This window comes from Fictibacillus nanhaiensis (assembly GCF_036213205.1).
GTDB classification, from domain to species: Bacteria; Bacillota; Bacilli; order Bacillales; family Fictibacillaceae; genus Fictibacillus; species Fictibacillus nanhaiensis_E.
The window spans coordinates 71,523-96,056 of the sequence record NZ_JARMFC010000008.1 but is presented as its reverse complement, the minus strand read 5'-3'; the positions used below and the strand labels follow the sequence as shown (position 1 = coordinate 96,056).

18 protein-coding genes are annotated in these 24,534 nt (G+C 33.7%); 2 read left to right on the top strand and 16 right to left on the bottom strand.

Translation table 11 applies throughout. From position 1 onward, the window contains the following. Positions 1-740: 740 nt before the first annotated feature. The 15 genes from rfbB to P4V41_RS10800 all read right to left on the bottom strand — a co-directional run bounded on the left by rfbB (position 741) and on the right by P4V41_RS10800 (position 16,400). Complete coding sequence (rfbB, locus tag P4V41_RS10870; protein ID WP_328084900.1) at positions 741-1,769, bottom strand: dTDP-glucose 4,6-dehydratase; 1,029 nt, start codon at positions 1,767-1,769, stop codon at positions 741-743. Beyond that, the gene (gene rfbD / locus P4V41_RS10865) at positions 1,769-2,623 is read right to left on the bottom strand and encodes a dTDP-4-dehydrorhamnose reductase (protein ID WP_328084898.1); all 855 of its coding nucleotides are present in this window, start codon (positions 2,621-2,623) and stop codon (positions 1,769-1,771) included. The genes rfbB and rfbD overlap by 1 nt, the downstream gene beginning before the upstream one ends. Positions 2,624-2,626: 3 nt before the next feature. Continuing rightward, positions 2,627-3,187 (bottom strand): dTDP-4-dehydrorhamnose 3,5-epimerase, encoded by a 561-nt coding sequence (rfbC, locus tag P4V41_RS10860; RefSeq protein WP_328084897.1) that lies wholly within the window; start codon positions 3,185-3,187, stop codon positions 2,627-2,629. Positions 3,188-3,190: 3 nt separating this feature from the next. After that, complete coding sequence (rfbA, locus tag P4V41_RS10855) at positions 3,191-4,087, bottom strand: glucose-1-phosphate thymidylyltransferase RfbA (RefSeq protein WP_328084896.1); 897 nt, start codon at positions 4,085-4,087, stop codon at positions 3,191-3,193. Positions 4,088-4,207: 120 nt separating this feature from the next. After that, positions 4,208-5,521, bottom strand: coding sequence for a nucleotide sugar dehydrogenase (locus P4V41_RS10850; RefSeq protein WP_328084895.1), 1,314 nt, complete (start codon positions 5,519-5,521; stop codon positions 4,208-4,210). Between the two features lie 53 nt (positions 5,522-5,574). Further along, entirely contained in the window at positions 5,575-6,993 is a 1,419-nt protein-coding gene (locus tag P4V41_RS10845; protein WP_328084894.1) for an oligosaccharide flippase family protein, read from the bottom strand. 88 nt (positions 6,994-7,081) lie between these two features. Next, a complete protein-coding gene (locus tag P4V41_RS10840) occupies positions 7,082-7,945 on the bottom strand; it encodes a glycosyltransferase family 2 protein (protein ID WP_328084893.1) in 864 nt (287 codons plus the stop codon). 176 nt (positions 7,946-8,121) lie between these two features. Continuing rightward, positions 8,122-9,390, bottom strand: coding sequence for an O-antigen ligase family protein (locus P4V41_RS10835; RefSeq protein ID WP_328084892.1), 1,269 nt, complete (start codon positions 9,388-9,390; stop codon positions 8,122-8,124). Between the two features lie 150 nt (positions 9,391-9,540). Then, positions 9,541-10,710, bottom strand: a complete 1,170-nt coding sequence (locus P4V41_RS10830; RefSeq protein WP_328084891.1) for a hypothetical protein — start codon at positions 10,708-10,710, stop codon at positions 9,541-9,543. A gap of 123 nt (positions 10,711-10,833) precedes the next feature. After that, the gene (gene cps2T, locus P4V41_RS10825; protein ID WP_328084890.1) at positions 10,834-11,991 is read right to left on the bottom strand and encodes a beta 1-4 rhamnosyltransferase Cps2T; all 1,158 of its coding nucleotides are present in this window, start codon (positions 11,989-11,991) and stop codon (positions 10,834-10,836) included. A gap of 253 nt (positions 11,992-12,244) precedes the next feature. Beyond that, positions 12,245-12,913 (bottom strand): sugar transferase, encoded by a 669-nt coding sequence (locus P4V41_RS10820; RefSeq protein ID WP_328084889.1) that lies wholly within the window; start codon positions 12,911-12,913, stop codon positions 12,245-12,247. Positions 12,914-13,132: 219 nt separating this feature from the next. Then, positions 13,133-14,017, bottom strand: coding sequence for a UTP--glucose-1-phosphate uridylyltransferase GalU (gene galU, locus P4V41_RS10815; protein WP_328084888.1), 885 nt, complete (start codon positions 14,015-14,017; stop codon positions 13,133-13,135). 18 nt (positions 14,018-14,035) lie between these two features. Further along, the gene (locus P4V41_RS10810) at positions 14,036-14,803 is read right to left on the bottom strand and encodes a tyrosine-protein phosphatase (RefSeq protein ID WP_328084887.1); all 768 of its coding nucleotides are present in this window, start codon (positions 14,801-14,803) and stop codon (positions 14,036-14,038) included. 159 nt (positions 14,804-14,962) lie between these two features. Further along, positions 14,963-15,664 (bottom strand): CpsD/CapB family tyrosine-protein kinase, encoded by a 702-nt coding sequence (locus P4V41_RS10805; protein WP_328084886.1) that lies wholly within the window; start codon positions 15,662-15,664, stop codon positions 14,963-14,965. Then, positions 15,654-16,400 carry a YveK family protein gene (locus P4V41_RS10800; protein ID WP_328084885.1) on the bottom strand — a complete coding sequence of 249 codons (747 nt, stop codon included), beginning with the start codon at positions 16,398-16,400 and terminating at the stop codon, positions 15,654-15,656. The genes P4V41_RS10805 and P4V41_RS10800 overlap by 11 nt, the downstream gene beginning before the upstream one ends. A gap of 237 nt (positions 16,401-16,637) precedes the next feature. Here P4V41_RS10800 and P4V41_RS10795 point away from each other — a divergent pair, with 237 nt between their 5' ends. Both P4V41_RS10795 and P4V41_RS10790 read left to right on the top strand, forming a co-directional pair. After that, positions 16,638-17,534, top strand: a complete 897-nt coding sequence (locus P4V41_RS10795; protein WP_328084884.1) for an LCP family protein — start codon at positions 16,638-16,640, stop codon at positions 17,532-17,534. A 254-nt stretch (positions 17,535-17,788) separates the two neighbouring features. Further along, complete coding sequence (locus tag P4V41_RS10790; protein ID WP_328084883.1) at positions 17,789-18,091, top strand: hypothetical protein; 303 nt, start codon at positions 17,789-17,791, stop codon at positions 18,089-18,091. Between the two features lie 41 nt (positions 18,092-18,132). Here P4V41_RS10790 and P4V41_RS10785 read toward each other — a convergent pair whose 3' ends face one another. Further along, positions 18,133-24,459, bottom strand: a complete 6,327-nt coding sequence (locus P4V41_RS10785) for an Ig-like domain-containing protein (protein WP_328084881.1) — start codon at positions 24,457-24,459, stop codon at positions 18,133-18,135. Positions 24,460-24,534: the final 75 nt, after the last annotated feature.

Sequence of the window (24,534 nt, the reverse complement as noted above, 5' to 3'; positions counted from 1 at the left end):
CTCGTAGCTTTATTATACTACTGAGAGGGACTTCTACTTCAATCATTGATAAAGGGACTTTCATTTCATATACTAAAAACATTATCATTCGTTGGCGTATTTCTTCCTCTGGTTGTTGCATAATAAACTTATTTCGAACATAATCCAGGAAGTAAGGTCTTTGGTCTAATACATATATGTCTGGCAATGAGTATGAACTAAAATCAATTCTCATTATTTTTCTCCTATTATGAATTACTATATTAGCTTTATTTTGGGTGTGTCCATCTAATTATCTATTATTTATTTAATATACCATAAATTAACAATTATTTCTCGATATAAAGTACATCCTACTAATTTTTGCATTATATAGTTTTTAAATTTACAAACTGAGGGTGATACTAAAGATAATAGTTTTTAATCATAATGTGGACTACGTTTTTTGAAGTTCGATTTTAGTTGTCTAATTTCAGGAATATTGAGGTGATAAAATAATAAAAGGATCAGAAATATTTAGTGACATTTTGATCATCTATACATTTACTTAATATTGATTTTCACTTGTTTTTATGCCATTTCCAAGAACCTTTTTACAATCTCTTCTAATGACCACTCAGCTTTCCAGACTAATTCCTTATTTACTTACCCTGAAGAATTCCAATCCATATAATCACCTTTTCTAAATGTAGGCATAACGAAACAAGGGCAGCCGCTTCACGACTGCCCTTGTTCTACATCATTCACCCTGATGATATCAATTACTGCTTATTTAATGAATACTGCTTCTCAAAGTAATTATGGTATTCCCCACTAATGATTTGCTCCCACCACCATTTGTTATCTAAATACCAGTTGATTGTTTGAGCAATCCCTGTATCAAACGTATAAGTTGGTTTCCAACCTAAGTTTTCCAGTTTAGTAGGATCAATTGCATACCGTTTGTCATGACCTAATCGATCGGTTACAAATTCAAGTAATTCTTCAGATTTACCTAAAGTGTTAATAATTGTTCTAACGACTTCTAAATTCGTTTTCTCATTATGGCCACCTACATTATAAACCTCACCGTTAACACCCTCATGCATGACAAGATCAATTGCAGAACAGTGATCCAAAACATGCAACCAATCACGAATGTTTTTACCGTCACCATAAACAGGTACCTTTTCTTCATTTAAGACACGCGAAATTGTTAATGGAATCAACTTCTCTGGAAAATGGAACGGTCCATAGTTATTTGAACAACGAGTAATATTAACAGGGAGTCCAAATGTTTCGTGGTAAGCTCTAACCAAGAAATCAGATGATGCTTTACTGGCGCTATACGGACTATTTGGTTGTAATGGCGTATCTTCTGTAAAGAATGTGGTTGGGTCAAAATCTAGTTCACCGTATACTTCATCCGTTGAAACATGAACAAATTTCGTTACACCAATCTGTTTGGCAGCATCAAGTAACACTTGTGTTCCTAATACATTGGTACGAACAAAGATTTCTGGTTCAGTAATTGATCGGTCAACATGACTCTCTGCTGCAAAGTGTGCCGCATAGTCAAACTTTTCTTTTTCAAAAAGTTCCATAATTGCCTCTCGGTCGGCAATATCCACCTTCACAAAATGATAGTTTTCTTTTTTTTCAATTTCGCGATGCTTTGTTAAGTCACCAGCATACGTTAAGACATCTAAATTATAAATATCATACTGAGGGTATTTGTTTACCATATATTGAACAAAGTTCCCACCAATAAACCCAGCTCCACCTGTAACAAGAATCTTTTTCTTGGCCATTATTTCACCTCATGTTTTAATGCTTTTAAGTATTGTTTTAATGAATCTTGCCAACTCGGTAATGGCATAAAACCGTTATCAATTAATTTTTGCTTAGACATACGAGAGTTCTTAGGACGTATTGCTCTAGTAGGATACTGTTCTGTTGTGATTGGATTTACTTTTACTTTCTTATCTGCTAGAAGAAAGGTTTCTTCTGCAAACTCAGACCAACTACAAAAGCCTTCATTCGTCGCATGATATATTCCATATTGGTCTGTTTGAATCATATCTAATAATAAGCGTGATAAATCATATGTATTTGTTGGGGAACCCACTTGATCACATACAACATTTAATTCTTCACGAGTTTCAGCTAACCGCAGCATCGTTTTAACAAAATTATTTCCATTTAAACCAAATACCCAGGATATACGAACAATGAACCATTCTGATAAAAGAGACTGTGTTACCTTTTCTCCTTCAAATTTAGTATGACCATAGTATCCTACTGGATTAGGAGTATCTGTTTCAACAAACGGCACTTCACCTAAACCATCAAAAACATAATCTGTACTTATATACATAAATTTTGCATTTGATTCTTTAGCTGCATTGGCTAAATACTTCGTTCCATTAACATTTACATTCCAACAGTTTTCCTTATCATCTTCCGCTCTATCAACGGCAGTATAGGCAGCACAATGAATAATAGCATCAGGATTGATTTCACTTACATACTGATTAACAGATTGTTCATCAGTTACATCCAAATCATTTGATCCTACACCAATCATGTCAAAGCCATGGTCTAATCCTTTACGTACAACATCATACCCAAGTTGACCTGTATAACCCGTCACTAAAATTTTCATACGTTATTCTCCGTAGATAAAATTATTCTCAGTTTCCCTGAGGCTTGGTGCTTTCTCATCTTTTGCTGATAATACGGGTGTAATATTAATTGGCCATTCAATTCCAATTTGGGAATCATTCCATATAATCCCTCGATCACACTCAGGTGCATATAGCTCGTCCACTTTATATTGAACTTCTACATCATCAGTCAATGTCATAAATCCGTGAGCAAATCCTTTGGGAATTAATAACTGTTTCTTGTTATCTGCACTCAACTCAATTCCAAACCAATCACCGAAAGTAGGACTTCCTTTTCGAATATCTACTGCAACATCGTATATAGCACCTCTAGTACATCGGACAAGCTTAGTTTGGGCTTTAGGGTTTAATTGATAATGTAGTCCTCTTAGGGTACCTTTTACTTCTGAAAATGATTGGTTATCTTGAATGAACCTTAACCCTATTCCCGCTTCTTCAAACTTTTCATTACTATAAGTTTCCATAAACCAGCCCCGGTGATCCCCTAATAGTTTGGGTTCCACTACTAAAATTCCTTGTATCTTTGTTTTGCTAATATTCATCTATTACACACCCACTATCATGTTTTCTACTTCTATTTGATTTACGAGACGCAATAAATATTGTCCATACTCATTTTTACTCAAAGGACCAGCTAAGCGAATTAATTTTTCTCTATCTATATATCCTTTACGGAAAGCAATCTCTTCTAGACAAGCTACCTTTAAGCTTTGACGTTTCTCAACTGTTTCAATGAAAGTAGAGGCTTCAAGTAATGAGTTATGTGTTCCAGTATCTAACCACGCAAATCCTCTGCCTAGTAACTCAACGTGGAGTTTACCACGTCGTAAATATTCTTCATTTATAGACGTAATTTCTAATTCACCACGAGCAGACGGCTTTATAGATTTTGCAATTTCAACTACACTATTATCATAAAAATAAAGGCCTGTAACAGCGTATGATGACTTTGGATATTTTGGCTTTTCTTCAATTGAAATAGCCCTACCCTTATCATTAAACTCTACTACACCAAACCGTTCGGGATCTTTCACATTATATCCAAAGACTGTTGCCCCTTCATAACGTGTAACAGCACGGTTTAATATTTTGGTAAAACCATGCCCATAGAAAATGTTATCGCCTAAAATCATGGCAACCGAATCATTACCAATAAACTCTTCGCCAATTAAAAAAGCCTGGGCTAATCCATCCGGGCTTGGTTGCACTTTATATTCAAGATTTAATCCAAATTGAGATCCATCTCCCAACAATTCCTCAAAACGTGGTGTATCTTCTGGAGTTGAAATTATAAGGATTTCACGAATTCCTGCAAGCATTAACGTTGATAATGGATAATAAATCATCGGCTTGTCATATATTGGTAATAATTGTTTGCTAGTTACCATTGTTAATGGATACAAGCGTGTACCACTTCCACCTGCTAAAATTATACCTTTCATCTAATTATTTCCCCTTTTACTTTTATAATTTTTTGCTAAGTCTTATTTATTGGCTATATATTGAATGGAACTCTATTTCTTAAACACCTGTTTAAACCTCAGTTTAATTTATTTTTAAAATTATAGACTCCAGTAATGATAACCTCTAGATTCATAATCTTTTCTATTTATCATACTTTTAACATCAATTAAAACTTTCTTATCATCAACAAATAGGTCTTTAATTTTGTCTAAATCAACCTTGTCCTTAAACAAATCATGAGAAACTGTAAACACTATACAATTTAGATTTTTTAATTCATTTTCATCTACTAGATTAATTCGATACTCATCCCAAACCTCTTCCTTATTAGCTATAGGATCATATACTAGTACATCTACTCCAAATTCCTCTAATTCAGTAATAATATCAATAACCTTTGAATTTCTGACATCTGGACAATTTTCTTTAAAAGTAATACCGAATAATGCGACTCTTGCTCCTTTAATTGGTTGTTCGGCTTTGATTAAACTTTTAATAATATTTTGTGCAACATACTTACCCATGGCGTCATTTATTTTTCTACCTGCAAGTATTATCTGGGAATGATAACCTAATTGCTCAGCTTTATATATGAAATAATATGGATCTACTCCTATACAATGCCCCCCTACAAGACCAGGAGTGAAATTTAGGAAGTTCCACTTTGTTCCTGCTGCTTCCAAGACAGCTTTTGTATCAATACCCATTTTATTAAATACCATTGAGAGTTCATTCATAAATGCAATATTTATATCTCTTTGAGAGTTTTCAATTACTTTTGCTGCCTCAGCAACTTTTATCGATGGTGCTCTATGAACACCAGCTTCTATAATTGATTCATAAACTTTTGAAATAACCGCAAGTGATTCCTCATTCGAACCAGATACTATCTTAATTATTTTTGTCAAAGTATTAACTTTATCACCCGGGTTAATTCTTTCTGGCGAATATCCTACTTCAAAATCTTTACCAAAAGTTAATCCAGATTCTTTCTCAAGTATAGGAATACAAATTTCTTCAGTCGTTCCTGGATAAACGGTGGATTCATAAACAACAATTGAATTTTTTTTCAAGTTTCTTCCAATAATTTCGCTAGCTCCAACTACCGGTGCTAAATCAGGTGTTTTATCACTATTAATAGGTGTTGGCACTGCAATTATATGGAATTTACAATCTCTTAAAGTGGTTTCATCGTTTGTAAAAAGCACATTAGTATTTTGTACAGCTTCATTTCCTACCTCGTTTGTTACATCTACTCCACTTAGATATTTTTCTAATTTTTTTGTATTTACATCAAATCCTACTACATCAAATTTTTTAGCAAGTTCAATTGCTAAAGGTAATCCCACATAACCTAACCCAATTACTGAGATTTTTTCTTCTTTATTTAAGATTTTATCAAACATTTGCATCTACCTCTTTACTGTTTTTTGAAAAAAAAGTTATTACGTTTATAAATTTAAATTCAACCTCTAATATACTGTTTTAGAACAATATATGCTCCTATTATATTTTTTCTATTTATAAACAAGTACAACCCATAGGCACTAAGATATAACGTTATTCCAATTAATGAATTTACATACAAACCTATTAAAATAAATGTTAAAACCAATACTTTTTCATATAAAAGATCTTTATAATATGAAAAGTCTAATATTCTTGATAAATAAACCTCTGCCAAAACACATCGGAAAGCTAAAATAATAACAATGGTTACTATTGTTATATGCAAATTCTTAAATACAATTGTGAATAAGATAGTTAATATACAACTTAGCAACATCGACACAATATTAACAGTGAGAATTAACTTTTCCTTCCTCAAGGTTTTTAAATAGGTATTAATTAACAAAGCCATTCTTCCCTCATAGATACATATTGGAAATAAAATAGCCATATAATAGAAACTTTCTGTATATTGTGGTAGCCAAAATGTTAAAATGTTTTTTAATGGGTAATAAACACCTAATAAACCCAGCAAAAAAACCATTAATAATGTCCTCATTGTTATATAAATTGCTGAGAGTTTATTTTCATCTGTACGTCTTAAAATTGGGAACAGTATTATTCCAATTGCATTTATGAATAACATCATTAAATTTGATACACTTAAAGCTAATGATACCTTCCCAAAGGTTGTTACGTCCCAAGTTCGTTCAATACCAAAACGTACGATCCCGATTATCAACATGCTAGCAATATTTGCAAACATAAGTTTTAAACCTACATTGATATTCTCAGATGTTTCTTTAATACTGAAATAAAACTGAGAAACTCTTTTAAATACTATATCTCTACAACAATATACTGAATATATTAGAGATACTAATTTTCCAACTATATCTGCCAAAATCAATAATTTATAGTCGCTAACACCTACAAATAAGAGCAATATTATTATAAAGCAATAAAGAACTTTTTCCATCAAAGTTATATATGCATACTCTTTTATTCTATTTGTAATTTGCAAAATATAAATCAACATAAGTCTTATATTTACAAAAATCATACACAATGCAGTCATTTTGACTATAAACAACTTATTAGCTTCTATTCCCAGATTAGTTGCAACAACTAAAATTAAAATACTCATTAGTGCTTGAAAAATTACCAACATCCAAAACTGTGAAAAAAATAAATCCTTATTTAACTCCTTGTACTCTTTACCACCATATCTAAGATATACACCATCATTCCATCCAAAGTGTAAAAACCCAACATAAGCAGAATAAAATAGGTATAACTGCCAATAACCATATTTTTCTACACCAATAAATTTAGGGACTACTAATATTACAATTGTTGAAATAGTGATTGCTATTAAATTTGATGATAGAGTGTATGAAAAGTTTTTCAAAAAAGTAATTGCCTTAATGTTCAAAATTCATCCCTCTAACCTTATAATTCTATAATTAATTAATTTATGATTAAAATTAATTTAAAAGCCAATTGGATATTTATCAGTATCATTAAAGGGAATTATTTGATTTCATCAATTTTTTCAAAATTTTCAAAGACCTATTTGAGTTTTTTATAATAAATCTTCTCTTTTTCCCTTGATTAGAAAAGGAAAGATCAGTGGCAGCATCTTCATAGTGTAAGACCTTAATCTTTGGTGAAAAAACAAATTTTTCATATCTCTTTTTACCTAGATAGTAAAGAATATCTTCCTCTGCATACAAAAATGTATCTGGATAAAATGGAAACTCATGATTCTTAATAAAGTTTTCAGAAAATATTAAACAAGCTCCATGCAATGGACAATCTTCAATTTGAACCAACTCTCTACAAGTCTCCGACTCATCCTTTTTTATCCTGTTCTTTTTTATAAGTTCTTTTATACCGAGGGGTAAAAATGAAGCGAAATAACTAATTCTGTTTCTCATAATAGACTTATTTACCAGTTTAATATCGTTATTAATATAATTTACAGGATTCTGATGATCACCATTTTTTGTGATAATATCAGGTCCCAATATATCAAAATTTGTCTGTTTATTTATCTCAACAACAAGTTCAGTAAATTCTTTTTCCTTTATATAAACGTCACTGTTTAACATAAAGATATATTCAGCTTGATACTTATGTTTTGAGATTGTATAGCCCAAATTGTTTCCTTTAGCAAAGCCTAGGTTATATTCTGATTCAACATATAGGAGGTTCTCTTCTTCTATTACCTGTTTTTTTATTTTCTCTATACTTGCATCGTTGGAACCATTATCTACAACTATGATTTGAATATCATGCTGATTTTTTAACTTTTTAAGATGTTGAATACACTCAATTGTCTCATTCAACGTTCGATAATGGAGGATTACAAAGCAAAATTTCATTGTTTTTACTCCTTGTAATAAAATTGCCAATAATAGGATTTGTAGAATAATCATTATGAGTCGCCTATTTTTTACTTGTGTTCGATATCACTGACACTATAAAGTTTTCTGTTGACTCACTCACCTTCTTTTAATAAAAAAGAGCACCACTGAAGGTGCTTTACTTATTAAGTAATTTAATCCTGTTCTGTATTAATTTTTTTAAACTGGAAAGTTAAAACAGATATTAAGAAAGCTAATATAACAAGAACTACAGGCCAAGCTTCAAAGAATAATAGTTCGAAACTAACTACCAATAAGCACAAGAAAGACAAATCAATTGCCCAATGTTTATTTTTATTTTTAAAGTATTTGAAGGTTATGAAAAAAATCACATAAATATAAAAAAATATACCAATTAACCCAAATTCATAGAATAAAGTTACATACTGATTATCAGTCGTAGCAAATCCTTTTAAAAGCAATGGATGTTTCAACATAAATTCAGTCACTGTTCCTGCTCCATATCCAAAGAATAAATTATACCCACCATTATCAAACATATAACTCCAAATAAGGGAGATTGTCATTGTCCTTTGTAAATTAGAACCGTCGGAGGAATTAAAACTTAATGAATCCCCAAATCTTTCAACAATACCTGCATAAATAACCTCAAAGTTAAAGATCATAAAAATAAATAGGGTAGGTGTTATAAGGCAAAAAGTAAACAAGCTTGTATAAGTAATTTTCGGTCTAACAAGTAAAAGGAGAATTTTTTTGTGATTTAAAACTGCGTAAACAATCATAATTACCGCCAAAGCAAGCCAGGCGCTCCTTGCATATGTTGTATAAATATTAAGAATTAGAAGTATTTGGAAGAAATATTTCATTGGCGATTTCAAAACGAAAATATTACAGAGGAACGCGATTACAAAAAACAACCCACATACAATCGGATGGTTGAAAACAGACATTGTTCTGTAGGCGAAAGAACCAAAATGATAATTATATCCGAGGTCAATTAGTTCCATATAATTTATTAATAATGGTTTATGGAAAAACACTTGGTATAAATTTAATACAGAAAAGGTATTTAACAAATAGGTTAATTGTTTATAAAACTTAATCGTGTAATCTAATCCGTATCTTAAAAATGAAAAATAAAGATAAATAATCAAAATATAAACAATCAAATATCGCTTTGCAACAGATTCTAGCTGGTCCATCGAAAAGATAATCATGAACACTAAAGAAGAAACTGCCACAGTTATCGAAAACATATTCCCTTCTGATATCTTTAGATGGTTGTAACGGAAAATATTTACAAATAGCATTAATAATAATACCAACAAAAACAAATAATAAACTTTATCAGTTAAAGGATATCTTCTCATGATTCCTGCAAGAATCCCAAGAATAACTATGTTTATACCCAAAACTTTAAAAAACTTAAGCCTAGATTGCATATAAAGCTCCTTAAAAAATTCATGGATTAATTATACATTAAAATTCAAGCAAAAAGAGGAGCATTCAAATATCTTAATGAATAATAGTCATCAGCAATTTTAAAATTTTCGAAGTTGATAAATGAAAAAAATCTCGTTTTATCTAGTCATTTATAAGAAATTTATTAATTCCTTCGCTCTCTTATCCCAATAAATACCACTTGGTGTTTTATAAATTTGAGATTTATACTCTTCCTCGTTAATAAATTTTATCCAGTCCTTGAGATTGCTAGATATCTTAATTAAGTTTTTGAATTCATCTACCCCAAGTATTGGAGTAGTTATGATTGGTTTTCCTGTATTTAGGTATTGATACAATTTTAACGGATCACCGCCGTTTTCCCGTTCACCAACAGCATGGGGTATAGACAAAATATCAAACCTATCAAGAAAACTATAAATATATACCGAAGATATAGGACCCAAATAAAGTATATTTCTCCTATGTTTTAATAAGTTGATTAACTTATTATTTTTTTGTCCCTCCAAATGGGGTCCAATGAAAACAAAAAGTGTATCAGGACATTGATTGCATATTTCATCAACTAACTTCTCATCTATTCGCATTCCTAATTTGCCAATATAGCCTACTGTTCTTTTATATTTTTTTTGTTCTCTTAAAAGAGTTTCATATTGTGTTAGGTTTAAGGCTTCTGTTATCCTGGGTGAAAACACACCATTTTTTATAAGTATTGGATCAATACTAAAAGCAGACTTACAAAAATCTTTTATAGCTAAAGAATTACATGAAAAAAAATGAGAAAACTTAGCTATTTTAGTATAGCCGTTCAAAGCTACTTCTCGCTCGTTAATATTAAGAGAAGGGTGTTCATAAAAATTATCCATCATATCAAAAATAATCTTCGCGCCTTTTTTATGAAAATACTCTAATAAACTATAAGAAAACGGATTATTTGAATAAACGATTGTATTTTCGAAATTAATTTTTTCTTTTTCAATATTCTTAATTAAATTTTTATAACCTCTAGGCCACCATGCTCTTTTCTTAAAAAAAATATCTGAATTTATATAAGTAAAATAACGAAATTGTTTTGACTTACTAATTTTCTGTTTTAAAGAGTATTCATAAGATGTTTCAGGAAATTTATTTTGCTTACTATAATATTTAGCGTCTAATAGAGTTCTTGGTTTTCCTATACAATATAATTTGTCAATATTTGATTCTAATAAGAGCCAAAGCATTGAATATTCTCTTGTCATTATCCCACTATTATCAAAGTCATATATATCATGGTATGGTATAAATATTAAGTTTTTCACTCTATAACCTTCTTTTAATTTATTTGAACTTTATACTTAACCAAATTTTGAACATTTTGAACGATGTAATAAAATAACTTTTTCCAATTTATTATTGAATTTATTTATTCCTAAACAAAATGTTTAACCACTCTTTTGGTTCCAAAGAGTTTCATACAAATTACAAATATATGGCCATGTATATGATTTCTGTATCCGACTAATTGCAGCTTCACCCATTTTAATTATCATCTTTTGATCAATATAATCTAATTTATCAATTAGTTCTGCTAAATTTCCTGTTTTTTTCGAAAAGTAATAAGCAGCATCTTGCCCTACTTCTCTATTAAAGCTAACATCTAGTAATAAATTTAGTTTCGTACTAGCCATTGCTTCTAACAAAGAAGGGTTTGTACCGCCTACCTCATGACCATGAATATAACCATATGCTTCCTCACGAATCCGTTTAAGAAGACCCCCATCATAGACAGTACCAACAAATTTTATTCTTTTATCTTGTTCGAATCCAGTATGTTCATTTAGATCTTTATAGAACTTATTATTTTCAACATTAGTAATCAGGACTAGATCTTTTTTCGTTTCTGATCTCATAAACTCCTTAATAAATAGTTCATAATTATTTTCGGGTACAAACCTTCCCACCACTAAATGAAACTGACCTTTTTTTACATCATGCTTACAATACCATTCTTCAATTTTTTCATCTGGGCATTTAGATTCAATTAAATTAGCTCCATAGGCAATAAAAGTGGTGTTAGGTTGATACTTGACATATTCATTTTTAATATAATCCTCAATCCTTCTAGAATCACAGATTAATAAATCTGAATACTTAACCATTAGCCTCTCAGAATATTTCCAATATTTTCTGATAGCTATATTCCATTTGGACCTCATCCATTCATGACCGTCTGGATTAACGAAAATAGGAATTCCTAATTTTTCGAACTTCTTTTTATAAAAACCCATAAATGGACCAATTCTGCAAGCTAAAATATAAACAATTGCATCTTTTATATTATTTTTTTTTATATAATTCAAAACCATATCTAGGGATTTAATATCGTAGAGAACAGCTTTCGCAGCTCCAACTTCAGGTATTTTAACTTTAAAGCATCGCGCCTCATTGTATTCAAACTCACCCTCATCATCTGCTAAACATGCTACATGATATTTAATATTTGAAGTTTTTTTATACTCTGTTAACTTATCTACAAATGTTTCAAAACCGCCATATCTAGACGGTATCCCTTTACTTCCAATGATAAATATATTTCTCATACTAAGTTAATTCACTCTTTCTTGATATAGTTTAGAGCTTAACAGCTGCATAAATTGTTATGTTTAAAAGGGAGAAACCCCCTTTTAAACCTCCGATTGATAGCTTTAAAAGTCTTGCAAATATTTTCATATAAAAAAACGAGCATACCAAAGCTCGCTCCTTATAGACTTATTTAAACAAAGAAAGAGTCTTAATATCTTATTAATTTCTACATAATATTTTATTATAGTAGATCTGCGATACAACTCTTTTTTAGTAGGCGTTATCTGATCCAAATAATACTTTAACGGTTTGAAGAATAATCTTTATATCGAAAAATACACTCCGCTCGGAGATATATTGAATGTCCAGATTTACCATTTCTTCAAAGCTCATATGGTTACGCCCACTTACTTGCCAAAGGCCTGTACATCCAGGCGTGACAAGGAGTCGTTGAATATGATAAGAGTTATATTCTTTCACTTCACGTGGAAGTGGTGGCCGTGGCCCTACAAGGCTCATATCACCTTGAAGTACGTTCCATAATTGAGGTAGTTCATCAATGCTTGTCTTTCTAATAAACTTCCCAATTTTTGTAATTCGGGGGTCTTCTTTCATCTTAAACATCGCTCCTTCAATCTCATTAAATTGAAGAAGTTCTGTCAATTTTTCTTCCGCATCACTAACCATGGAACGGAACTTGTACATATAAAATTTTTTACCATTCTTTCCAACACGGATTTGTTTAAAGAATATAGGTCCGTTTGAATCTTCTTTTTTTATTAAAAATGCAACTATTATAAATAAGGGTAATAAAAGAATAATTCCAGCTAAAGCACCTATAATATCCATTAATCTCTTACTCATTTCGTAAAAACGGTCTTCTTTGAGTAAGGTATTACAATTTGAAGTAACAATTGTTTGCACTTGTGGTTCTGCCATGTTGTTCCGTCCCTCCCCTATATTTCAACTTTAAAATATATGTAAAATAGGGCATCTAACCCTTCCTCACACTACGCTATTGACAACCAAGTGCTAAGGTGGCTTGACACCCACAGCATAGCCGAGTATCTCCATTAATATAGGTTAGGAGACATCACCATTTCTTAACTACAATTAAACGATTGTTCTGTTTTCTTTAACAAACTTGCTTAGTTGTAATTAATTCTTTATCTTATATTGTTCAAGTAGGTTTTCTAACTCAGGTAATAGTTGCTTAGTGATTTCTTTATCTTTTAAGGCAAAATCAATCGTTGTCATAATGAATCCAAGCTTTTCTCCAACATCATAACGAGTGCCTTCAAAGTCGTATGCAAACACTCTTTGGTATTGGTTTAGATTTTGAATTGCGTCTGTAAGCTGTATTTCTCCACCAGCTCCAACTTGCTGCTCATCTAAGAAGTTGAAAATCTCTGGAGTAAGAATATAACGTCCCATTATGGCTAAATTTGATGGCGCTGTGCCTTGTTTTGGCTTCTCAACAAAGTTCTTTACGCCATATAAATTGTTAAAGCTACTTGATGGTTCAATGATTCCGTATCGGTGCGTGTCATTTTCTGGTACTTTCTGAACACCAATAATCGAAGCAGTCGTTTCTTCGTACTTTTCTATTAACTGTTTTAAACATGGTGTTTCAGCTTGAACAATGTCATCCCCAAGAAGTACGGCGAAAGGCTCATCTCCAATAAATTTCTTAGCGCAATTTACTGCATGACCCAAACCTTTTGGTTCTTTTTGACGAATATAATGTATATCAGCTAATTTTGAAGACTGTTTGACTTTCTCTAAAAGGTCAAATTTACCCTTCTCAAACAGGTTCTGTTCAAGCTCGAAGGCATGGTCAAAATGATCTTCAATTGCCCGTTTCCCTTTACCTGTTACAATAATGATGTCTTCGATGCCTGATTCAATAGCTTCTTCAACGATATACTGTATTGTTGGTTTGTCCACAATTGGCAGCATCTCTTTTGGCATGGCTTTTGTTGCCGGCAGAAAACGGGTCCCTAATCCTGCTGCCGGTATAATTGCTTTACGCACTTTTTTCATTGTAAAGGTTATCCTCCTTTAAAAAATCCCTAAAAACTTTTTCCTCTTAATATGTGAAGGTTGTTCAATAAGTACACTTTCACCTTTCATGACAAGTTCCGCATTTTCTTGCAAATAATAACGTGCGTCCACTCCGTACTGTTTTTGAATCGTTTCGAAAGCTCTGTTTAAATGAAACCCGCGACTTGATACGTTATGTGCATCAGAAGCAATAAAGTGTGCCATGTTCGCTTTTACTAAATCATGTGAAAAGTTCATGATTTTCTTTCCAAAGCTTCCATTAATGGAGTTGGCTGTGATTTGGGTAAGTGCACCTTCTATAATGAGATCATATAAAAGATCTGGATTCTCCATAATCTCACTATTGCGTTCAGGGTGAACGATAATCGGCGTGTAGTTTCTTAAACTAAGTTCATAGAGTATTTCAGCGGCGTAGGTTGGTACATTACTTGAAGGAAATTCAATTAGTAAATATTTCGACTGATGGTGCAACGGAATAAGTACATCCCGTTCAAGATCATCAACTAACTCTTTGTATAGTCGGATCTCTTGTCCGGGTATGATTTGAAGTGGTATTTTTCGTTGACGTAGTTCTTCATTAAAAGAATTAGTATGTTGAATGATAGAAACTCTCTCGTTCTCAAATCTACCATTTCGGTGATGTGGTGTGGCGTAAAGATGTGTAATTCCTTCCTTTACAGCCGCTTCTGCCATCAATAGTGCATCTTCTAATGTCTGTGCTCCGTCATCGATCCCCGGTAAAATATGACTATGTATATCAATCATGACTTCTCCCCTGCCTAAAATTCCAAACTTTAGAACTAGTTCACTATGAATCTAGTTCTATATGCTTAAATTCGGAAATCTATCGTTATATTACCATAGATACAAGATCTGACAACGGTGTTTTTTTGTCGAATAAACAAGAAACATCTTGGATATTTATTAATTTGTTCCGTAATAGTAGTAATAGTTATCTTTCTTCACTTCTTTGGCGTTCAACACCGTACCTAAAATCTTAGCGTTTGCATTTTCTAACAACTCTTTTGACTTTACTGCAGCTTCGATCTCTGTTTTCCCACTAGAGATCACTAGAATCACGCCATCCACTCGATGAGCAAGCAGTTGACCATCTGTTACCGCCATAATAGGCGGAGTGTCAAATAATACATAGTCATAAAGTGTACTTGCTTCTTCTATTAAATTATCCATAGATTTAGAGTTTATTAATTCTGATGGATTAGGTGGAACCGGTCCACTTGGCAACACATCGACATCAGGAATTTTCGTTGAGACTACTGCTTCTTTTAATGTCGTTTGACGTGTTAATACATTCGTTACGCCATAAATGTTACTTACTTTGAACGTGTAATGCACAGTTGGTTTACGCAGATCTCCATCAATTAATAATACCCGTTTCCCTTGCTGTGCTAGAACGACTGCAAGATTGGCAACCGTAGTAGACTTCCCTTCTCCAGGGCCCGATGAAGTAACCATTAATGTCTTAAACTCTTTGTCAATTGATGCAAACTGAATGTTTGTTCTTATTGTTCTGTATTGTTCAGAAATTGGTGATTTTGGATTAATATGCGTGATTAAGCTACGCTGGGTTAGATCTTGAATAGTCTTTCTAAACTTACGACTCAAGTGTTTCACTTCCCATCCGTTTACTTGCTGCTTTATTGATCACAGGCTTCTTTTCATCTTCAACTGAAATCTTAGGAATTGCGCCTAAAATAGGTAAACCTAGTACATTTTGAATGTCTTCTTCAGTTTTAATTGTGTTATCTAAGTACTCTTGTAAGAATGCAATCCCTACCCCTGCCATTAGCCCAACTACTAATGCAATCGCAATGTTTAGTAGTGGTTTAGGATTAACCGGTTTCGCATCGTCTTTCAGGACTGCTGGGGACAGTACTTTAACATTATCAACATTCATAATATCTAGAATCTCATCACTAAAAGTATCTGAAATGGCATTTGCAATTTTAACTGCTTGAGCTGGATCTTTATCCTGCACAGTTAAGTTAAACACCTGAGCATTTTGTTCACTGTTTACTGTAATTACTTCATTTAACTCTTCAGTTGTTTGCTTAAGATCTAAATCTTTTACTACTTTATCTAAGATTGTAGGACTCTTAATAATTACGCTATATGTGTTGATCATCTCTACGTTTGTACGAACTTGATTGGGGTCTAGGACAGGTTGTTCAGTAGATTTTTGGTTTACTAGGATTTGAGTAGATGCTTCATATACAGGTGTTAGGATGAAATAAGAGATGATACCGCTCGCTGCCACTGCTAACAAAGTGATTAATATGATTAAGCTCAATCGTTTGCGCAAAGTTTGGGCGATGTCTTTCAAAGAAATCGTTTCTTCCATAAATGCCTCCATCTATGTATTCTATTATTTTTAAGTTCGTTGTATTATAGCACAAAAAAATGTCGTTTTAGGAATTTTTTTATAAAACTTTGTAAAACTTGGCACTATTTTTACATTATACTAACATAATAAAATGTTTCTGTAATTAATTTATTTATTAAGATTATTCAAAACTGGAAACGCGTGGTATAATCCTTTTATTAAATGTACTTTATATGGAAAGAAGAGATTACAACAATGAAAAAGTTCTTAAAGATATTAGTGATACTTCTTGTGGTTTTAGCTATTAGCATAGGAGGATATGCCTACTATTTATATGATTCCGCAAAAAATGCTGTATCGGATATGCACGAGAAAGTAGAAACGGACAAGCCTAAACCAATTGTTGCAGGAAAAGAAGAGGATTTAAAACCTATTTCAATCTTGCTTCTAGGCGTAGATGAACGCAGTGGTGACAGTGGACGATCAGATACAATTATCTCCATAACAGTTAACCCAAAAGATAAAAAGATGTTAATGTTCAGTATTCCTCGTGACACCCGAACAGATATAATAGGAAAGAACAAAGTCGACAAAATCAATCATGCCTACGCCTTTGGCGGAACTCAAATGGCGATGGATACAGTAGAAAATTTCCTTGATACATCCATTGATTATTATGTGAAAGTAAATATGGAATCGTTTAAGGACATAGTGAATGCTGTCGGTGGTGTAGAAGTAAATAACCCTCGAGCTTTTGACTATGAAGGGTACTCTTTCCCAGCTGGACCGCAAGAACTTGATGGAAAAAAAGCATTGGCTTACTCTCGTATGAGATACCAAGATCCTAAGGGGGATCTCGGTCGTAATGATCGTCAACGTCAAGTCATTACTTCTATTATTGATAAAGGTGCACGAGTTTCTTCTATTACAAAGTTTGATAACATTCTAGAAATCCTTGGCGATAATGTAAAGACGAACATGACTTTCCAAGAGATGAAGGATATTCAGAAGAACTATAAAGGAGCAAGACATAATATAGAGTCTACTGAAATTAAGAGTTCTGGAGAGATGATCGGTGGAACTTACTATGGAATTGTGGATGAAGCTGAGCAAGAAAGAATACACACACTTTTAAATGAATATTTGAAATAATAGGTAATATGAACCAGACCTTTACAAGGTCTGGTTTTTTGTTATACTTTTTTAATGTAATAATCCCTTGTCGAACTTTGATGAAAATTGGCTAAAAGTTATATTTTTTTATGTTACTATGAAACATAATGTTTTTCTGAAAAAATGATATTTTTTGGAATTTTTCGACATATATCGTTATTTTACACCCATTACCAATTTTACGGGAATATGATACCATGAACATAGTAGGATATACTAAGGAGGAAACGTCTTTGTCTACGATTTCTGTATTAATGGTTGAGCCATCTCAACGCCCATCCATCGTGTCTATTGAAAATAATTTAAAAACATTTGAGGAAATTGTAAACGGCCCGCTCGACATGCAGCCATTTTACCGTTCACCCTTCAAAATCGTGTGTAACGTTGACAACGGTTATGAACTTACATACGGCAAGAAAAAGCCTCGTGACAGCTTTTTCATCGTAAAGCACGAAGGCCAATTTGAAGGCATTGATCGTACGGAGGCTGAAGAAGTACGTGATGTTTTGAAAGAGAAGATGAAGAAGTGGAAATAAAAAATACCAGCACCGTTTCAACGGTAGCTGGTATTTTTTTATTATTTATTTAGATTTATGATTCTTGAGAGGAATGCTGCAAATTCAGCTCTCGATAATTCAGCGTTCGGTCTGAACGTATTGTCACTAAAGCCACTCGTTAGATTGTTATAAACCAGGACACTGATTGGTTTATATGCCCAATGTGTAGCTTTTACATCAGTAAAACTTATTGTCTTTTCACCTTTTAAATCATAAGCTCTTTCAATAATTGATGCGATTTCCGCTCTTGTAATAGGTGCATTTGGTTTAAACGTTCCATTGTTATACCCGCTCATTATGTTATTCGCTTGTATAGCACCTATAGCGTTAGCAGCCCAATAGTTTGATGGAACATCCGAAAAGGTTGAAGGTGTTCCCGCTAGTTTGAGATGCCTAGAAATAATCGATGCCACTTCACCTCTAGTAATCTTATTACCGACACCAAATGATCCATCTGTATATCCTTTGACTAATCCGAGGTCATACAATTTATTGATTTCATTTTCAGCCCAATGGCCTTTGCTGTCCGTAAACTTACCAATTGGTTCAGACGCTTTTTTGACTATGATTTCTTGTACGGTGCTCTGATTACCAGCAGTATCTGTAGCTTGAATCATTAATTTCGTCTCTGCCGTTTGCACAGGAATCGTGATTATAAAGCTGCCATCTTCTGCAGCTGTACTCGATCCTAACTCACCCGTTTCACTTTGAACAGAAACATTAGAACCTGCTTCAGCTGTCCCGCTGATGTTGGTCGACTTGTTCGTTATTTCGTTAACAGTTGGTTTTTCAGGTGATATAGCATCTTTAACCGTGATCTCTAGACGTTCACTTTTGTTTCCTGTTTGGTCAACTGTTATGATGGTTAACTTCGTTCCTGCTTTTTGAAGTGGTATCGTGATGTTGAAATTTCCATCTTCTCCAACAATCGTTTTCGCAAACTCCACTGTACCTGAATAAACAATGATGTTTGATCCAGCTTCTGCTTTTCCAATAATTGTTGTTGATTTGTCTGTTAATTTTTCTAAAACAGGCGTTTCTGGACTCGTCACATCTTTTACAACTACCTCTAACTTTTCGCTTTTGTTACCCACTTTGTCTGTTGCAGTGATAGATAGCTTTGTTCCGGCTTTTTGAACCGGGATCGCAATGCTAAAAGTTCCGTCTTCTTTCGCAGTTGTCGAACCTATTTCGTCTGTTCCTACTTTTACAGAAACAGTTGAGCCTGCTTCTGCTATTCCTTTAACACTAGTAGATTTGTCCGTGACATCATTTACAACAGGCTTTTCTGGGTTAGTTGTATCTTTAACAACTACCTCTTGTGCTTCACTTTTGTTTCCTGCTTTGTCTGTTGCAGTGACAATTAACTTTGTTCCTGCTTTTTGAAGTGGAATTGTGATGCTGAAAGTTCCGTCTTCTTTAGTACTTGTTGAACCTATTTCTTTTGTTCCTACTTTTATTGAAACAATAGAATCAGCTTCTGCTTTTCCTGTAACAATTGTTAATTTGTCCGTGACTTCATCCACAACTGGCTTTTGTGGACTTGTTGCATCTTTAACAACTATCTCTTGTGCTTCACTAATGTTTCCTGCTTTATCTGTTGCAGTGACTGTTAGCTTTGTTCCGGCTTTTTGAAGTGGGATTGTGATGTAAAAAGCTCCATCTTCTTTCCCAGTTGTTAAACCAATTTCATGTGTTCCTACTTTTATTGAAACTGTTGAATCGGCTTCAGCAGTTCCAGTAACAGTTATTGCTTTGTCCGTGATTTCATCTACAACTGGCTTTTCTGGACTCGTCGCATCTTTAACAACTACCTCTTGCACTTCACTTTTGTTTCCTGCTTTGTCTGTTGCTTGGACAATTAACTTTGTTCCGGCTTTTTGAAGTGGAATTGTGATGTTGATAGTTCCGTCTTCTTTCGCAGTTGTTGAACCTATTTCTTTTGTTCCTACTTTTATTGAGACTGTTGAGTCGGCTTCAGCATTTCCAGTAACAGTTGTAGAATTGTCCGGCACTTTATTCACAACTGGCTTTTCTGGACTCGTTGCATCCTTTACAACTACCTCCTGTGCTTCACTTTTGTTGCCTGCTATATCTGTTGCTGTGACTGTTAGCTTTGTTCCGGCTTTTTGAAGTGGGATTGTGATGTTGAAAGATCCATCTTCTTTAGTACTTGTTGAACCTATTTCTTTTGTTCCTAGTTTTATTGAAACTGTTGAGCTTGCTTCTGCTTTACCTGTAATACTTGTTGATTTGTCGGTTACTTCATTCGCAACTGGCTTCTCTGGATTCGTTGCATCTTTAACAACTACCTCTTGTACTTCACTTTTGTTTCCCGCTTTATCTGTTGCAGTAACGGATAGTTTTGTTCCTGCTTTTTGCGCTGGAATTACAATGCTGAAAGTTCCGTCTTCTTTAACAATTGTTGAACCTATTTTAAATGTTCCTTTTTTTACAGAAACGGTTGAATCGACTTCTGCATTTCCTTTAATACTTGTTGATTTGTCGGTAACTTCATTCGCAACTGGTTTCTCTGGATTCGTTGCATCACTGACAACTACCTCTTGTGCTGCGCTTTTGTTTCCTGCTTTGTCTGTTGCTGTGACAGATAGTTTTGTCCCTGCTTTTTGAACTGGAATCTGGATGTTGAAAGATCCGTCTTCTTTCGTACTTGTTGAATCTATTTCTTTTGTTCCTACTTTTATTGAAACTGTTGAGACGACTTCTGCAGTTCCAGTAACAATTATTGTTTTGTCTGTTACTTCATCAACAACAGGTTTTTCTGGACTCGTTGCATCCTTTACAACTACCTCTCGCGCTTCACTTTTGTTTCCTGCTTTGTCTGTTGCTGTGACAATTAACTTTGTTCCGGCTTTTTGATGAGGAATCGTGATGTTGAAAGATTCATCTTCTTTAGTACTTGTTGACCCTATTTCGTCTGTTCCTACTTTTACTGAAACAGTTGAGCCTGCTTCTGCTTTTCCTTTAACACTAGTAGATTTGTCGGTTACTTCATTTACAACAGGCTTTTCCGGATTAGTTGCATCTTTAACAACTACCTCTTGTGCTTCACTAATGTTTCCTGCTTTGTCTGTTGCTGTGACAGATAGCTTAGTACCTGCTTTTTGAACTGGAATCGTGATATCGAAAGTTCCATCCTCTCCAGCAGTTGTTGAACCTATCTCGTCTGTTCCTACTTTTACAGAAACAGTTGAGCCTGCCTCTGCTTTACCTGATACAGCAGCAGATTTGTCATTCACTTCATCCACTTCTGGTGTACTCGGTGCTTGTACATCCTTTTCATTGATCGTGAATGTACCATTGCTTAAATCTGAAGCATCAGCATCAATAATGGTCGAATTTTGATTTGTATCTACTATTTCAATAGAATCTACTAACCAATTTCCAATTTCTGTCGTTTCAGTGGCAATAAAATTACCCAGAAACTTACCGTTTGCAGAATCATAATTTAGAACAATAGATGTTTTTTCCTTACTTTTTGGAGAAGTATAGTGTACAGTGGCTTCCTGCAAATGAGTATCATCAGCAGCTTCTACTGTAATTCCTATTTTGTCTCCTGCTTCAGCCACTTTCTTATCGATAGATAGACTCGTGAATGTAGGAGGGTTTTCTTCTGTATATACTTTGAAATCCCCTGAATGAAAGAGGTCACCATAGTATGAATTATATAGCCCAGCCGTATTAGTGAAAGTATAGTAAATGGTCATCATATATACATTGTAATTTGTTCCTTCTGAGTGCATTTCTATCGGCATACTTCCTTCAAACGCATTTGACTCGCTATTATAATGAAGACCTACAGTAAAGTTTTTTCCATTCTCAGGTGATTCATAATACAGGTTCATATATCTTATATCTGTATGATCTGTTACATTCACTGAAACATTCATTGTGTCCCCGGCAGTTAATTCTTTATTAATGACTTTAATATTTTCGATAACGTCTTTTCCACTCGTTCCACTTACAGTAAAGTCTCCCGTATCGAATAGACTTCCATATTGCCAATTGTATAAAGTATTCGTAACACCTGGTCCATACATACTGAGCATGTCCATTTGATAAACGCCTGAGTCAAAGTTACTTTGAGCTGTAACCACCCCTTCATAAACATCTGTTTCCGGGTTATACGTTAAAGTAATGGTGTGATTTTTATGTGTAACTGGCGTGTCATAATATAAAATCATGGAATGAACATCTAGCTTTTGAGATGTCTTCACCTTGATTGCCAATGTTTCACCGGCAGCAACTTCTTTTTTGTCTAACGTAATACTTTCAATGACATTAATGCCCGCAGTACCGCTAACAACAATGTCGCCTTTTTCAAATTGAAGAGGATCTTCGTATTGGTGAATACTATGAATACCTAACGTGCCATACGTACTTAACATGGTTAACTTATATGTACCTGTTTCAAAGTAACTATTAATAGGAAAAGAACCTTCATAGCTTCCTGTTAAAGGATTGTGATCTAAGCGGACCGTATAATTCTGACTAGTGACAGGCGAACTGTAATAGGCATTAAGATAACTAATACCTGTATGATCTTTCATTCTCACACTGACTTGTACCGTCTCACCTTTGGTTACTTCGTTTTTATTAACCGTTATACTTTCTAACAGAGAATTTTCGTCTTCTATAACCACAATCTTTGTGGCATCACTCACATTCCCTGCTTCATCTTTTACTTCTACTATCAATTCCGTTCCCGTTAACTGATATGGAATAGATATAGTAAAATTCCCATCTTGACCAACAACTGCCGAACCAATTTCTTCGGTTCCTGACTGTACGGAAACCATTGATCGCGCTTCAGCTGTTCCTGTTAAGCTTGTAGACGTATCCGTTACTTCGTTAACGACAGGCGCTTCTGGCTTTGTCACATCTATAACAGTCACACTTTTCGGGGCACTGCTATTACCAGCTTTATCTGTAGCTGCGATTGATAAGTTTGTTCCTGCTTTTTGCAGCGGAATGCTAATCGTGAAAGTTCCATCTTCCGCTGTAATATCTGAACCTAACTCTTCCGTTCCAGACTTTACAGATACCGTTGATCCAGGCTCAGCCGATCCTTTTATAGTTGTAGATTGATCGGTAATATCCTCCACTGTTGGGCTTACTGGTGGTGTAGTGTCTTTGGGTTGAGAATCTACCGTGAAATCTGTATGATTCTTATCCGGTAATGTGGTCCCGCTGTATCCGTTCAACAATATCCTGTTCCCTGCATTGTCACTCAAGTCAATCCACGTGATGCTCCATACACCGTCTTCATCAACAGATTTAATAGTATAGTTACCTTCCCACACTTGTTCAACATCGTTGTAAAACAATTGAATTCCTTGAAGTTTATTTTTAGATTGAGGTTGATATCCTAGATTAATATATTGAATACCTGATTGATTATCATTTATTTTTGCTTTTACAGTAACCTTTTCCCCAGGTTTTGCTGTTTTTGGACTAACTTCCATACTTGTAATTTCAGGTGGAAGTGAATCTCCGTTTTCATTTTCAACAATAAAATTAGTCAGATTTTTATCTGGTAATGTTGTTCCGTTATATCCGTTAATTAAGACCCTGTTTCCCGCATTGTCACTTAAGTCAATCCACGTAATACTCCATACTCCATTTTCATCATCCGGCTTAACGGTATATTCACCTTCCCACACTTGTTCAACATTGTTGTAAAACAATTCAATTCCTTGGAGTTTATTTTTAGATTGAGGTTGATATCCTAGATTAATATATTTCACACCTGATTGATTATCATTTATCTTCGCTTTTACAGTAACCTTTTCCCCAGGTTTTGCTGTTTTTGGACTAACTTCTATACTTGTGATTTCAGGTGGAAATGAATCTCCGTTTTCATTTTCAACAATAAAATTAGTCAGATTTTTATCTGGTAATGTTGTTCCGTTATATCCGTTAATCAAGACCCTGTTACCCGCATTATCGCTTAGGTCAATCCAAGTAATACTCCATACTCCATTCTCATCATCCGGCTTAACGGTATATTCTCCTTCCCAAACTTTTTCGACTTCGTTATAAACCAAATAGATTCCTTGGAGTTTATTTTTAGATTGAGGTTGATATCCTAGATTAATATATTGAACGCCTGATTGATTATCTTTAAGATGCGCCTTAATTTTAACTGTTTCCCCTACACTTAAGTCTTGAGACATTACTTCAATACTTTCTATTTCTGGAGGTACAGAATCAACCATAGAAGCAGCAAAAGCTTCTACACCAGGCACGATAGGTTGAAAGCTTAAAGTACATATAACTACCATAATGATGGTAGTCTTTAATTCTTTTAATTTTTGAATACTCATTAAACGTCTCCCACTTCTAATAAAATCAACTACTAAATTACTTTTATAAGAAAATATAACTCTATTCTAGAATGA

Bases quoted from the DNA above. Each gene is read 5' to 3' on its own strand.
- rfbB (WP_328084900.1), bottom strand. From the start codon at position 1,769: ATGGCCAAGAAAAAGATTCTTGTTACAGGTGGAGCTGGGTTTATTGGT.
- rfbD (WP_328084898.1), bottom strand. From the start codon at position 2,623: ATGAAAATTTTAGTGACGGGTTATACAGGTCAACTTGGGTATGATGTT.
- rfbC (WP_328084897.1), bottom strand. From the start codon at position 3,187: ATGAATATTAGCAAAACAAAGATACAAGGAATTTTAGTAGTGGAACCC.
- rfbA (WP_328084896.1), bottom strand. From the start codon at position 4,087: ATGAAAGGTATAATTTTAGCAGGTGGAAGTGGTACACGCTTGTATCCA.
- P4V41_RS10850 (WP_328084895.1), bottom strand. From the start codon at position 5,521: ATGCAAATGTTTGATAAAATCTTAAATAAAGAAGAAAAAATCTCAGTA.
- P4V41_RS10840 (WP_328084893.1), bottom strand. From the start codon at position 7,945: ATGAAATTTTGCTTTGTAATCCTCCATTATCGAACGTTGAATGAGACA.
- P4V41_RS10835 (WP_328084892.1), bottom strand. From the start codon at position 9,390: ATGCAATCTAGGCTTAAGTTTTTTAAAGTTTTGGGTATAAACATAGTT.
- cps2T (WP_328084890.1), bottom strand. From the start codon at position 11,991: ATGAGAAATATATTTATCATTGGAAGTAAAGGGATACCGTCTAGATAT.
- P4V41_RS10820 (WP_328084889.1), bottom strand. From the start codon at position 12,913: ATGGCAGAACCACAAGTGCAAACAATTGTTACTTCAAATTGTAATACC.
- galU (WP_328084888.1), bottom strand. From the start codon at position 14,017: ATGAAAAAAGTGCGTAAAGCAATTATACCGGCAGCAGGATTAGGGACC.
- P4V41_RS10810 (WP_328084887.1), bottom strand. From the start codon at position 14,803: ATGATTGATATACATAGTCATATTTTACCGGGGATCGATGACGGAGCA.
- P4V41_RS10800 (WP_328084885.1), bottom strand. From the start codon at position 16,400: ATGGAAGAAACGATTTCTTTGAAAGACATCGCCCAAACTTTGCGCAAA.
- P4V41_RS10795 (WP_328084884.1), top strand. From the start codon at position 16,638: ATGAAAAAGTTCTTAAAGATATTAGTGATACTTCTTGTGGTTTTAGCT.
- P4V41_RS10785 (WP_328084881.1), bottom strand. From the start codon at position 24,459: ATGAGTATTCAAAAATTAAAAGAATTAAAGACTACCATCATTATGGTA.